Annotated in this window: 12 protein-coding genes; 7 read left to right on the plus strand and 5 right to left on the minus strand. The window is 38.8% G+C overall.

Translation table 11 applies throughout. The annotated features are described in order from the left end of the window. Positions 1 to 184 precede the first annotated feature (184 nt). Complete coding sequence (locus tag KG708_RS04680) at positions 185 to 1,153, plus strand: IS30 family transposase (protein WP_213608313.1); 969 nt, start codon at positions 185 to 187, stop codon at positions 1,151 to 1,153. 32 nt (positions 1,154 to 1,185) lie between these two features. On the opposite strand, the gene KG708_RS04685 is transcribed toward KG708_RS04680, so the two are convergent. Next, positions 1,186 to 1,602 (minus strand): MAPEG family protein, encoded by a 417-nt coding sequence (locus KG708_RS04685; protein ID WP_213608314.1) that lies wholly within the window; start codon positions 1,600 to 1,602, stop codon positions 1,186 to 1,188. 478 nt (positions 1,603 to 2,080) lie between these two features. Between KG708_RS04685 and KG708_RS04690 the strand changes: the two genes are divergently transcribed. Both KG708_RS04690 and KG708_RS04695 read left to right on the plus strand, forming a co-directional pair. Then, complete coding sequence (locus KG708_RS04690) at positions 2,081 to 2,548, plus strand: methyl-accepting chemotaxis protein (RefSeq protein WP_366513557.1); 468 nt, start codon at positions 2,081 to 2,083, stop codon at positions 2,546 to 2,548. 407 nt (positions 2,549 to 2,955) lie between these two features. Next, the gene (locus tag KG708_RS04695; RefSeq protein WP_213608316.1) at positions 2,956 to 4,038 is read left to right on the plus strand and encodes an FAD-dependent oxidoreductase; all 1,083 of its coding nucleotides are present in this window, start codon (positions 2,956 to 2,958) and stop codon (positions 4,036 to 4,038) included. A 39-nt stretch (positions 4,039 to 4,077) separates the two neighbouring features. Here KG708_RS04695 and KG708_RS04700 read toward each other — a convergent pair whose 3' ends face one another. Next, positions 4,078 to 5,121: an AI-2E family transporter gene (locus KG708_RS04700; protein WP_213608317.1), complete on the minus strand. Its 1,044-nt coding sequence runs from the start codon at positions 5,119 to 5,121 to the stop codon at positions 4,078 to 4,080. Between the two features lie 168 nt (positions 5,122 to 5,289). On the opposite strand from KG708_RS04700, the gene KG708_RS04705 reads away from it, so the two are divergent. Together KG708_RS04705 and KG708_RS04710 are read left to right on the plus strand one after the other, a co-directional pair. Next, positions 5,290 to 6,180: a TIGR01777 family oxidoreductase gene (locus KG708_RS04705; RefSeq protein ID WP_213608318.1), complete on the plus strand. Its 891-nt coding sequence runs from the start codon at positions 5,290 to 5,292 to the stop codon at positions 6,178 to 6,180. A 135-nt stretch (positions 6,181 to 6,315) separates the two neighbouring features. After that, positions 6,316 to 7,494 carry a GGDEF domain-containing protein gene (locus tag KG708_RS04710; RefSeq protein WP_213608319.1) on the plus strand — a complete coding sequence of 393 codons (1,179 nt, stop codon included), beginning with the start codon at positions 6,316 to 6,318 and terminating at the stop codon, positions 7,492 to 7,494. A gap of 61 nt (positions 7,495 to 7,555) precedes the next feature. On the opposite strand, the gene KG708_RS04715 is transcribed toward KG708_RS04710, so the two are convergent. Together KG708_RS04715 and KG708_RS04720 are read right to left on the minus strand one after the other, a co-directional pair. Beyond that, positions 7,556 to 8,224 (minus strand): DUF2987 domain-containing protein, encoded by a 669-nt coding sequence (locus KG708_RS04715; RefSeq protein ID WP_301003213.1) that lies wholly within the window; start codon positions 8,222 to 8,224, stop codon positions 7,556 to 7,558. Next, positions 8,217 to 9,026, minus strand: a complete 810-nt coding sequence (locus KG708_RS04720) for a glucosaminidase domain-containing protein (protein ID WP_213608320.1) — start codon at positions 9,024 to 9,026, stop codon at positions 8,217 to 8,219. Before KG708_RS04720 ends, KG708_RS04715 begins: the two co-directional genes overlap by 8 nt. A 180-nt stretch (positions 9,027 to 9,206) precedes the next feature. On the opposite strand from KG708_RS04720, the gene KG708_RS04725 reads away from it, so the two are divergent. Then, positions 9,207 to 10,499 (plus strand): anti-phage deoxyguanosine triphosphatase, encoded by a 1,293-nt coding sequence (locus KG708_RS04725; RefSeq protein WP_213608321.1) that lies wholly within the window; start codon positions 9,207 to 9,209, stop codon positions 10,497 to 10,499. A gap of 62 nt (positions 10,500 to 10,561) precedes the next feature. Here KG708_RS04725 and KG708_RS04730 read toward each other — a convergent pair whose 3' ends face one another. After that, a complete protein-coding gene (locus KG708_RS04730) occupies positions 10,562 to 12,718 on the minus strand; it encodes a prolyl oligopeptidase family serine peptidase (protein WP_213608322.1) in 2,157 nt (718 codons plus the stop codon). Positions 12,719 to 12,875: 157 nt separating this feature from the next. Here KG708_RS04730 and KG708_RS04735 point away from each other — a divergent pair, with 157 nt between their 5' ends. Beyond that, positions 12,876 to 13,187, plus strand: coding sequence for a DUF962 domain-containing protein (locus tag KG708_RS04735; protein ID WP_213608323.1), 312 nt, complete (start codon positions 12,876 to 12,878; stop codon positions 13,185 to 13,187). Positions 13,188 to 13,323: the final 136 nt, after the last annotated feature.

The following is a 13,323-nucleotide window of genomic DNA, read 5'->3' on the forward strand; positions in this document are numbered from 1 at the left end:
TTATAGCTCTAACTGTGTAGCAATAAAAAAGAATTAGAATCTCACACGCTATAGTTATATAAACACAGCTTTAAATTTAAGCTCAAAATAAACATCCCTAAATTCGGATAATAAGTGCAATTTCTCAGATTAGATGGCCAGCTGTTATAATTCGGCCATTTTCTCGCCAAAGGAAATTGCTTTAATGAAATATAAACAGCTGACACAAGAAGAAAGATACCAGATTTACGGGTTAATAAAAGCAGGAAATAACCAAAAACAAATTGCTGATGAACTAACTCGTTCACCGTCATCTATTTCCAGAGAGTTAAAACGCAATAAAGGGCTTAAAGGCTATCGGCCTAACCAAGCCAATAATTTTGCAGAGCAAAGACGCAAATCATCTTTCAAAGCAAGTAAGTTAACAGATGAAGTTACTGAATGGATTAATAAATTGTTGCTTAACGGACTTTCGCCAGAGCAGGTGGCAGGTCGCTTAGCTTTAGAGAAAAAGGTCGTTTTACATCATGAAACGATTTATCAATATATTTACAGGGACAAGGCGCGTGGTGGTGAACTACATAAGACACTCACTCGTGCATGTAAAAAGTATAAAAAACGCTATGGAAGCTACGATAAACGTGGGCAGATAGTTAATCGAGTCAGTATTGATGAACGCCCAAGTATTGTGGATGCAAAGTCTAGGATTGGTGATTGGGAGGGTGACACAGTGATAGGCAAAGGGCGTAAAAATGCCTTTGTCACAATGGTTGAACGTAAAACGTTATATACAATCGTTCACAGAATTGAAAGCAAACATGCGCAAATAACAGCCGATGCGCTGATAAAGTGTATGACACCATATAAAGATAAGGTTATTACCGTGACTTTAGATAATGGAAAAGAGTTTGCTTACCATGAGCATATTGCACAAAAATTAGAAGCGGATGTGTATTTCGCTCACCCATATTCATCATGGGAAAGGGGCATAAATGAGAATACCAACGGCTTACTCAGGCGCTTCTTCCCCAAGGGAACTGACTTTATGGCGCTAAGTGAGTCAGAAATACAGGCGGCAGTTGATAAGCTCAACCATCGGCCAAGAAAGACAAGAGGGTATAAAACTCCTCATGAATTATTTACCGAGCAATCAGAAGTTCTGGTGGCTGCATAATGATTGCACTTAATACTTGAATTCAAGATCTCTTAAACTAGTTTTATACCAATTAATACCAGCATAATTACATTCGCAATCACACCAATCAAAAAGAAGTAACTACGAGGGCTGGGGTTTTTCTCGGTAGCAATTGCGTAATACAGTGCCATATGAATTAAACGTGCAATAACGTAAACCCACATACAGATTGCAAAAACCCAACTGTGGTAATTTATCACAAAAGCAAATAAAACGGTGCCTATAAATAGCGCGCTGTTTTCTAATGTATTATGAAATGTGCGATGCGCTCTAAATATAAAACTCTCATGAGATAAATCTTTATCTATTTTTCCAGGCACTGCATATGGTTGCTTAGCTTTGCTTAAAGTAGCCACAAGCCATTGAATTAATATCATAATTAAATATACGTAAAATGCTAAAAATGCAGAGTGAGCAATACTTGTCATGGTTTATCCTTTATCATGTTGTAAAGTAACTATCAGAGCAATCATCAGTCCAATTTTAATTTAGGGCCTGTTTATCTTGCAAGGTTAAATTTTCATCAGTCTATTTATTTTTAGGCGAACCTGTCTTACATAATTACCTCTCACAAATAGGTGATAACTTAGTATCAATGCTAAATGATCGCTATACATGGGTTTAGATAAAGGGTGTGAACAGGATACGGGACTTTGCTCGGTTTTTACTTAGCCTGCTAGATTATAAGCTTCTTAGGGCGATTAAATCGCTCTAAGATTTAACAAAATCGAATCCAAAAGATCAGTGCGCAGTATCACTCGTGCTGCTTTTCTTTAGCTCCCCTAAATATATTTTTATTCTAAATTATCACCTTACTTTTATAAGCAAAGTTCACTTTGCACACTAAATAATAAATATTAAAACGAACGAATGCTCTTTTCACACTCTTCTGAAAGAGAACAAGTTGTGACCGCCATAACAAAAATGAGTGAAAGCGCCCGCACAGTAGCAGAAAGAGTCTCGCAATCAAATAGAATTACTTATTCGGCAAGTAAAGAGGCTAAACAATCTACCATTATTGTAAATAATGCCGTTGATACGGTGAGTTCATTAGTAAGCGATGTAGAGCAGATGTCTGAACGTATTGGTAATATGAATAAGGATGCGATTAAGATAAGCGACGTATTAACTGTAATTGGTACGATTTCAGAGAAAACAAACTTGCTTGCGTTAAATACAGCTATTGAAGCTGCACGAGCGGGCAAACAAGGTCGCGGTTTTGCGGTGATTGATGATGAGGTGCGCGCTTTAGCGATAAGAACACAAAATAGTACAACTGAAATATCAGAGGTGTTGGTAAAACTGCTTGAAGGAACGGACAGCGTAGTAGCAGCTATGGGTAAAACTAAAGAGTGTAATGGTCAACTATTTTAGGAGAGATTCATGTTGCAGGGAAAGCACCGATGATGGATAAAAAAGCCTGTAAAATGCTGCAAAATACACTCTATTACCGATAACAGTTTTTATCTCATAAAGGTTTGCATCTCAATACTAATTGGGTTGACTCGATTGCACCTACTCAGTATTAAGGTGCAGGACAGTGTTTGCATATTCCTGGAGAAAAAGCCGTTTTTATGAATCCTAATAACACTTTTGAGCATATCACTCAGTTTTGCCAACATATTATTTGGCGTTAGCCATGCAAGCACTTATTCGTAATCAAAAATAATATAAGTCCCCCATTTAATTACTTTTGCTTACCCCATAAAAGGTTTTGACAAATCTGCATTAAAAACACAAACTACCTACTAGTAGATTGTTATAAATAAGTTCCATTAAACATGAATAAACCTATGGTTATTATTGGTGGTGGCTTAGCGGGCTTATATGCCGCTTACAGCCTAAAAAAACGTGACATTCCGTTTTTATTATTAGAGGCCAAAGCCAATTTGGGCGGTCGTATTGCTTCTCATTTTTTGCCAGCCAACAACACCATTGGCCACGATTTGGGCCCTACCTGGATATTTCCGCACCAGCCTAATATTCAACAGTTAATTGCTGCTTTAAACATTCCTGTGTTTGAGCAATACACCCAAGGCGATGTGTTGTATCAAGCATCAAATACGGCGTCAGCACAACAAATTGCAGGCGCAGGTGAAATGCAGCTGTTTAGAATACAAAACGGTATGAACGAGCTTATTAATGCGCTTTATCAGCAGCTTGACCCAAACACCGTTAAATTAGAGCACGCTGTTAGTGAAGTGAAAAAGCTTTCCGATGGCTGGCATATAAGCGCCAATTACCAAGGGAGTACGCAGCACTATACTTGCGATCAGTTACTGTTGGCGTTACCGCCTAGAATGATCAGCCAACATTTAACCCCGCACTTATGGGCTGATAATGTTTTAGCACAGCGTTTAGCATCGGTGCCTACGTGGATGGCAGGCCAAGCAAAGTTTGTTGCCACCTTTGAGCACGCTTTTTGGCGAGATAAAAATTTATCGGGGCAATGTTTTAGCCGTGTAGGCCCGTTAGTAGAAATACATGATGCCTCAGCAAGTGATCATACTCACCCTGCTCTATTTGGCTTTATTGGCGTTCCTTACTTACAGCGAAGTCAAGTAACTCGCGAGCAATTAACCCAAGCCTGCCTTGATCAGCTTGGCTATTTTTATGGTGAGCAGGCTTATACTGCCACTCATTGCACGTTAAAAGATTGGGCTGAGGATGAATTTGTGGCCAACAAAGATGACCAACTAGGTATATCGCAGCATCCTGAATTTAATTTTTCAGGGCTTGGCGAGCAGCTTAAACAGTTAAAAGTGCATTTTGTGGGTAGTGAGTTTGCATATCAGGAGGCTGGCTATTTAGAGGGAGCTGTAAACGCTGTAAATAGCGCCTTAGCTAATTTAATAAATACTTAATAATGTTAAAGGCGTGCTTAGGCACGCCTTTGTAAGGTATTAGTCTTCTGATTTGATGACGGTTTCTTCACCTGTGCCAAGCATAGTGGCTAACCAACGCCCTTCGTCACTTGCTTCTAGCGCTATTTTTACAATCATGGTTAACGGCACTGATAACAACATACCCACAGAGCCTAATAACCAGCCCCAAAATATTAACGATAAAAACACCACTAACGTAGAAAGCCCTAACCCTTTACCCATGTATTTTGGCTCTACAATATTACCCATTACGGTATTTATAGTTAAATAACCCGCGCCAACAAGCCCTGCCACTAAAGGACCTTGAGTAATAAGCGCCAGTAACAGTGCTGGCACAGCCGCTATGATTGAACCAATGTTAGGAATGTAATTAAGCATAAATGCCAGTACGCCCCATAGCACAAAGTAATCAACATCGAGTATCCACAAGTAAAAACCAGCAATTACACCGGTGGCTAAACTTACTAGGGTTTTAATGGCCAAATAAGAGTTAATAGAGTCTAAAAAACGATCAATTTGCTTAATTTTGCTATCGGGGTCGTCCAATGCTAAATGAATTTTTTTGCCAAGTATCGGTCCTTCAAACAGCATAAAAACAACCGTTAAAATAATTAAAAACATATTGGCCATTACACTGCCTAATCCAGTTAGCATATTGGTGGCAACATCAACCATTTTACCGGGGTCGAACATAGACAAAATTTGTTCTTTATTAATTAAGATATTGTATTGCGAGGCCATATCAACCAGCCATACAAATTCTTCTTTTAGTTGTGCTTTGTATTCAGGTAACTGCTTTGAAAAATCGTTAACCGACTGCCCCACTAAACCGCCTAAGCTAACACCTAAACCCATAATTATAAGTACTACAAGTACCACCGCTATGCCTTTTGGAATACGGTAGCGAGCAAAAAAATTAATGAGTGGGCTACAAATAATGGCTATGAATACTGCCAAAATAAACGGAATAACAATAGCACTTGCGGCTTTAATGCCCGCCAATACAATAACCAACGCTGCAAAAATAATTAAGCTTTTATTTACCCCAGTTAAACTTGCCAATACTCTTATCCTATTGCTGTTATTTGGCTTCAGTGTAAGGCAAAACCCAATAGAATGAAATATTTATGGGTGATCATAATAATGATTAGTACGTATAAATTTGCAAATCATCGAGCTGGAGAGTATAAATTTTAAACATCCCGCTTTATTTATAATTTTGGAGTTGCAATGCATATATTTTTTACAGGCGCCACGGGCTTAATTGGTAGGCACCTTTGCCCTTTCTTGTTGCACCACCACGACATTACGGTACTGAGTAGAAACCCAACCAAAGCTAAAGTGTTATTAGGCCACAGAGTAAATGCTGTTAGCAGCTTAGAAGATGTAGATTTTAATACGGTCGATATTATCATTAATTTAGCCGGCGAACCTATCGTTAATAAACGCTGGAGTGATAAACAAAAAGCAAAAATACGCGATAGCCGAATTATTATTACCCAAGCCATAAGTGATGCAATTAGTCAGTGTCATACACCGCCACATACGTTTATTTCAGGCAGTGCAATAGGCTATTATGGTCGCCAAGGTAAAGCCCAAGTTGATGAAAACAACACAGAACCACACGATGAATTTAGTCACCAACTTTGTAAGGATTGGGAACTCGCTGCATTAAAAGCTGAGTCTGACGATACTCGTGTTTGCTTACTTCGCACAGGCATTGTACTGGCTAAAAAAGGCGGCGCACTTGGAAAAATGTTGCCTGCATTTAAGCTTTGTTTAGGCGGGCCAATTGGCAATGGCGAGCAAGGTATGTCGTGGATCCACATTGATGACATGGTGCAGCTCATTTTATTTTTGATTCGTAATCAAGATATCTCTGGTGCTGTAAATGCCACTGCCCCGCATCCGGTAAGCAATAAACAATTTAGCCAATCATTGGGTAAAGCATTGTCACGCCCTGCCTTTATGCCCATGCCTGCAGCTGTGCTCAATGTTTTAATGGGAGAAATGGCTGATCTACTTACAACCGGCCAATTTGTGGTGCCTAAAAAAGCATTAGAAAATAATTACCGTTTTCACTTTTCTGAAATCGATGCCGCATTAAAAAGTTTAGTTTAACGAGAGGCCTTAAAGGGTTAAGTTTGTAGCAAGGGAGTATAAAGTTAATACTTTTTACTCCCTTGCTATTTTAGTGTTACTACCTAATAATGAGTTAAGCGTTATTTCTTATTCAGCTAAAAGAGCAACTAAAACATGCTTCATTTACCCACATTAATTAGCCTCTGTTTTATTCTTAACTTGTTTATTGCAGTGTTCTTTTTTTCTGTGTATTCATATAAAAAACAACCTAGCTTTTTATTTTTTGCTACTGCCTGCTGCTCGTTTATAACCGCTATTGCCCTAATTGGTTTGAGAGGGGTGATTGACTATCCACTTTTAACTTACTTTTTTGCTTACCTATTTATTATTTTAACCCCACTCCTGCTTATTTTAGGGTTAATACCGCAAAGTACAGTGCCTGCAGTGAAGCTAACGCCTTTATATTACGCCTGTGCTATAGGTTGCACATTGCTACTTGCTGTGTATCTTATTGATGCAGGGCAAATTATTACCAGTATCATTACTGCCGTATTATTTAGCTACGCGGCCTATTTAATGATTAAAACCCCCAGTGTTGCTAAAGTACAGCAACGACTACTAATTGCCTGCTTTTCACTTCACAGTCTAGTAATGCTGTTGCAAGCTGTACTTCTTGTTTTACCCTACTCTAGCCAAATTAGTCAGGCGAACTTAGCCGCTGGGTTACCACTATTATTGGTCTCGCATTTATTTTTAACCACAGCCAGTGCGTTAATTCTGCCGTTTATTGCTTTTGCCAATGAAGAATCAAAACTAATAAACTTAGCGAATCACGATCCGCTCACACAATTATTAAACAGGCGAGGCTTTTTCCGCCTGTGTAAAAAAATAACCCACACTGCACCGCTTAACAGCAGAGTGTCGTTAATTATGCTCGATATCGATCTTTTTAAACAAGTGAACGACCAATATGGTCATGAAACTGGCGACGAAGCAATAAAGTGGATTGCACAACATATTAACGAATTGTTTTTTGAAGCAGGCATTACCGCTCGAATTGGCGGAGAAGAGTTTGCTATTTTCCTTAACCAAAAAAATCTTACTCAAGCAAGGCAGTTAGCCCAAAAGCTATGCAAAAGTATTGATCAATATCCCTTTTATTTTAATGGTAATAGCATTGCACTGTCTGTTAGTGCCGGGGTAAGTAGCGCACTTATTCGCGATTTAAATATGCAAGAGCTGCTATTACAAGCTGATAAACGCCTTTATCTTGCTAAAGAAACGGGTCGCAATAAAGTTGTTACTCATGATGAAAAAAGCGCACTCATGAATAGCCCCTCTGCCATTATTTAATTTAGCAACAAAAAAGCGGGGTCAAACCTGACCCCGCTTTATAATCAATCAATTAATTTTATTACTTACTGATCCAAGGTGTTACTTTAACTACCTCGTTAATATCAGCCAATACTTTTGTGTCGTCTTGCCAGTTGTCTGTTACTTCAAAATAACACACTGATTTTTCGCATATTATGCGCTCATCATCAAATTGTTTAGGCGCGTTAAAAGTAACAACCACGCCTTTTTGCTCAGGCAATAAAAACCACATTAGTTTGCTGACAAAAAAGCCTGACAAGTCTGTTAAAAGTGCTTCAAGCTCATTATTAATGATTAATAATGATTGCTTTGAAAAGGTTAGTCCTTCTAGCTCGTTGGCCTCTATCTGAAGCTTTAACTGACAATCATGCATTGGGTATTTAGGTTGAACTACAATTACCGCTTTATCGGTATCTAGCTGCTTATCATAAGGCAAAAGTAACTGCGCCTTATCGGTGTAATTAAGCGGATACTCGTTTTTTTCAGTTAAAATAGTGCCGCTTTTAATACTACACACTTCGTTAGTACCAATATCGCTAATATAAAAGTTTACGCGAGCGTATTGAAAATCACCTTTGTTTACTACTTTTAAACGATCGTAAAAACCATCATACGACATGACAAACTCTTTGGCATGAATATTAAATCCACCAACAACCAACAATGAAATAACTACTATTTTTACTGCTTTTAAAAACTTATTATTCATTAAAATACACTCTATTTTGATTAATCATGGTATTTAATTCTTCTATATATGCTTCACCACGCTCAGAATAAGACATCAAGCCATAGGTTAACTTAGTGGCTAATAGTGGCTTTTGTTGCTGGCGCAAATCTTCACGTATACTGCGTAATTGTTTATAGGCATTGTGCGTATTAATATTTCTAAAATATGACGTTACTGCAGCGCGAACCGATTTAAATGCAGCCACTTCATGCTCGGCTTCACTATTACGTCTTCTTGGCACCATGCCACAGCCTTTTTTGTAGCACCACTGACCAAAAAAGTTCAAGCCAATGCGGGCAAAGCGAGAAGTACCCCACGCCGACTCATTGGCAGCTTGCATTAAGGCCATTTCTTTAGGAATAATATCAACACGGCGCAGTGCTTGAGTGAGTGTAAGCGTATCTAAGGTTTCAGGTAAGCGGTAAAATTTAAGTATATTTTTAATATCGCTCGCTTGTTTTTTACTTAGCGGCTCGTCGTGCTGTAGCATCATGCGTGCAATTTCAATGTTTGCACGTTGCTGCAAAATCTTTTTGTTTTCGGCTTCTATATGGGGCTTAATGAAGTTAAAAAACGCATGCTTTTTCTCTTTTACATCGGTGTATTCTGAGAAGTTTGGCAACTTAACATCGTGCAATGGTTTTTCTTTCTTCTTTTCTTTTTTAATGTCGTCAGCACGTGTTTGTTCATCTGAAACAAACTCATCAGTTTGTACAAATGGATGAGTAAATGCCCAAATAACAAGGGCGGCTAACAACAACTGAAAAATAGTTTTTAACATGTATTATCTCAATCAAACTCTAAGTTATGTATGGTGTAGTCACATATATACGAAGTTGTATTATACCTAAGCTACTTTATAAACGCGAATACCGAGCAACTGAATGAAATTCATACGCCTATTGTGAGTTATTTATAATATACTAAGCGTTAAAGTTGTTGATATAGAGATAGGTTATACATGGATAAACAGTGGCAAAATAGAATAATCGAACAATATAAACATCGCCCTAACGATAATCGCTCTCCTTGGCAAATAGACCGCTCTCGAATCATTCATGCAGCTGCATTTAGACGCCTTCAAGCAAAAACGCAGATAATGGGCATTGGTTTAAACGACTTTTATCGCACACGCCTTACCCATTCTTTGGAAGTATCACAAATAGGTACAGGTATATTGCGCCACTTAAAAACTCAGCATCCAAACTTTGAACATTTTCCATCAACCGGATTACTCGAAACCTTATGTTTAGCGCACGACATCGGCCATCCACCCTTTGGGCACGGTGGCGAAATTGCGCTTAACTACATGATGCGAGACCATGGCGGATTTGAAGGTAATGCACAAACACTGCGAATTGTGGCTAAACTAGAGCCTTACAGTAATGGCTATGGTATGAACTTAACAAGGCGCACATTATTAGGGTTTATAAAGTACCCCGGTTTTATCAACCAGCTATGGCACACCATTCCCAAAAAAGATAAACAACGTGCGTTTATCAAAGCCGATAACTGGCGACCTGCTAAAGGCATTTACAACGACGATGCCACTATCTTTAATTGGATTATTGAGCCACTTAGTACCAGCGATAAAGCCTTGTTATCTAGCCATGATATCGTCGATTCATATCGAGCTAAAACACGCTATAAATCTCTCGATAGCGCCATTATGGAACTGGCTGATGACATTGCCTATGCCGTACACGACCTAGAAGATGCTATAGCCACTGATGTATTAAGCCTTGATGATTGGCTAACTCATGCATTGCCGCACTTACAAGCACTTAATTTTGACTGGTTAAACACCTTGCTTGATTCACTTACAGAGCGATTATTTTCAAAACACGAACATGAGCGCAAAGATGCCATTGGTGAATTAGTAAATACCTTTATTATTCATATTCATTTAGACATACAAAACGATGCCTTTGAATGCCCTATTTTAAAGCACACCGCTAAATTAGATCAGCAATACGAGAGCGTATTACAAATACTTAAACATTTTGTGTTTCAACGCTTGATACGTGACCCACAAATGCAACAAATAGAATTTAAAGGGCAAAACCTGCTTATTGAACTGTTTACCGCATTTGCCAGCGATCCAATGCGGTTATTACCCGAAACCACGCAAGCACTTTACCTAGAAGCCGAAAAACACCATCATGGCATGCGAATTATTTGTGACTACTTAAGCGGTATGAGCGACGAATACGCTTATAAAACTTATCAACGGTTATTCTCACCCATACAATAAATTAGCATAAAAAAGCCGAGTTACTTAAGTAACTCGGCTTTTCGTTAGCTTATAAAGTCAGATTAAAGTGATTTAATGCCCATGTTGTAAAGCGTAAAACCATACATGTCGGCATAAAGGTCAATAATTTTACTGGTTGGTGTACCCGCACCATGGCCAGCATTGGTTTCAATACGAATAAGCGTTGGGTTAGTACCCGCTTGCTTCGCTTGAAGCTCTGCTGCAAATTTAAATGAATGCGACGGTACAACGCGGTCATCATGATCGCCGGTGGTGATCATCGTTGCCGGATATTCAACCCCTGCTTTTACATTATGAATTGGCGAGTAGCCTTTTAAGTAATCGAACATTTCTTTACTTTGATCGCTCGTGCCGTAATCGTATGCCCAGCCAGCGCCTGCTGTAAATGTATGATAACGAAGCATATCCAGTACGCCTACCGCAGGTAACGCCACTTGAAATAAGTCAGGTCGCTGGGTCATTACAGCACCCACTAATAATCCACCGTTTGAACCACCACGCAACGCTAAACGCTTTTTAGAGGTGTATTTTTTATCTTGTAGGTATTGTGCGGCAGCAATAAAGTCGTCAAATACGTTTTGCTTTTGCAATTGCGTACCTGCTTTATGCCACTCTTTACCATACTCACCGCCGCCACGAATGTTTGCCACTGCGTATACGCCGCCTTGCTCAAGCCAAGCCGCTGTTGTAGAGCTAAAGCGAGGTGTTAAGCTTATATTAAAGCCACCATAGCCATATAAAATAGTAGGATTACTACCGTCTAATTTAATATCACTTTTGTAAGTAATAATCATCGGTACTTTAGTACCGTCTTTAGAGGTATAAAATACTTGCTCAGAGGTATACTTATCGCTGTTAAAATCGATACCTGACTTACGATACACTTTTGACTCACCACTCTGTACGTCAAAACTGTAAGTCGTGCCAGGTGTTTTGTAGTTAGTAAATGAGTAATAAAGCGTAGTTTGCTCTTTTTTACCGCCAAAACCACCCGCCGTACCGACCCCTGGTAAACTAATATCACGGATCAACTCGCCTTTTTTGTTGTACTGTTTCACTTTAGAAATAGCATCAACCATGTAGTTGGCAAAAAATGTGTTACCGCCAAGCGTTACATTAAGTACGTTTTCGGTTTCTGGAATAAAGTCTTGCCAGTTTTCAGGTTGCGGGTTGCTTGCATCAACCGTCACTACTTTTTTATTCGGTGCATTTAAGTTAGTGACCAAAAATAGCTTGCTACCTTCGTTATCAATCACGCTGGTATCAGAGTCGGTATTACCCACTACGGTAACAAACTCGCTATCTGGCTTAGTTAAATCTTTAATAAATAATTTATTACCTGAGGTCGATACGCTAGCAGTAATAAACAAATAGCGGCCATCTTTGGTCGCTTTAGCGCCCACATAACGGTGTTTTTGCTCAGCAGTATCGCCAAATACAAGTGTATCCTCGCTTTGCGCTTGGCCTAATTTATGGTAGTACACTTTATGTTGATCAGTTTTTGCAGAAAGCTCACTGCCTTCTGGTTTATCGTAGCTTGAATAATAAAAACCATCATTACCTAACCAACTGACGCCACTAAATTTAACGTCAATCAGTGCTTGCTCTACTTGCTCTTTGGTCTCGGTGTCTATAACAATGATTTTACGCCAATCACTGCCACCTTCCGATATTTGGTATGCTAGCAATGAGCCATCTTCTGAAAACGATAAGCCCGACATTGAAGTGGTACCATCGTCACTAAAGGTATTGGGATCTAAGAACACTTCAGCCTCACCACCGTCTTTACTACGGTATAGAACGTACTGATTTTGCAGGCCATCATTTTTATAAAAGTAGGTGTAATCACCTTCGGTAAATGGCGCGCTAATTTTTTCGTAGTTCATTAACTTTTCAAGACGTTGTTTTAACGTTTCTCTGTACGGTATTTGCTCTAAATATGAAAAGGTTAAGTTGTTTTGTGTTTTAACCCATTGAGCCGTTTCATCACTCATATCATCTTCTAACCAACGATACGGATCAGCCACAGCTTCACCAAAGTAAGTGTCAATCACTGCGCTTTTTTTAGTTTCAGGGTAATCTAGAGAGTTAACCGCTTTCATTGCTGTTTTTACTTCATTTTGAGGTGTTTGTTTTGTAGGTTGTGAACAACCAGCAAGTGCAATCAGCACCGCACATGTAAGTGTCTTTTTTAGCATCATTGATCCATTATTGTAATTGCATTAAGACTAAACTATTAACTCTTGTAACGTTTGTCTATTAACTTGCGATAAAAACCATTTATCGCTGTTAACCTGCGCTTAGTTACGCTTAAATACATTAATGAACAATGTTTAAACACTAATAGGCTAAGTAATGACAGACTCTCAATCCTTTTTCAGCTTTAAGCGCTTTTACCCATATTACTTAAAAGAGCATCGTAATCAAACCTGTCGTAGATTGCATTTTATAGGCAGTAGTTTAGTACTGTTACTGACAGGCTATGCGTTTTTTAGCTCACAACTTATGTTGTTATGGTTATTACCAGTGATTGGTTATGGCTTTGCGTGGGTTGGGCATTTCTTTTTTGAAAAAAACCGTCCTGCTACATTTAAGCACCCGTTGTATAGTTTATGGGGCGATTGGGTAATGTTTAAAGATATGCTCACAGGTAAAATCAAATGGTAAATGGCGACTTATACAACAAGCTACTCAGATACTCCACCTGCCACTGTAAATAAATTGTAGATTGAATGTAATTCAATTGACCTTGGCTGTAAAAATGGTCTACTTTGGCAACAGAAATTTCAATTAGTTCATTAAT

Origin of the sequence: Pseudoalteromonas sp. (assembly GCF_018402495.1) — a bacterium.
Classification (GTDB): Bacteria; Pseudomonadota; Gammaproteobacteria; order Enterobacterales; family Alteromonadaceae; genus Pseudoalteromonas.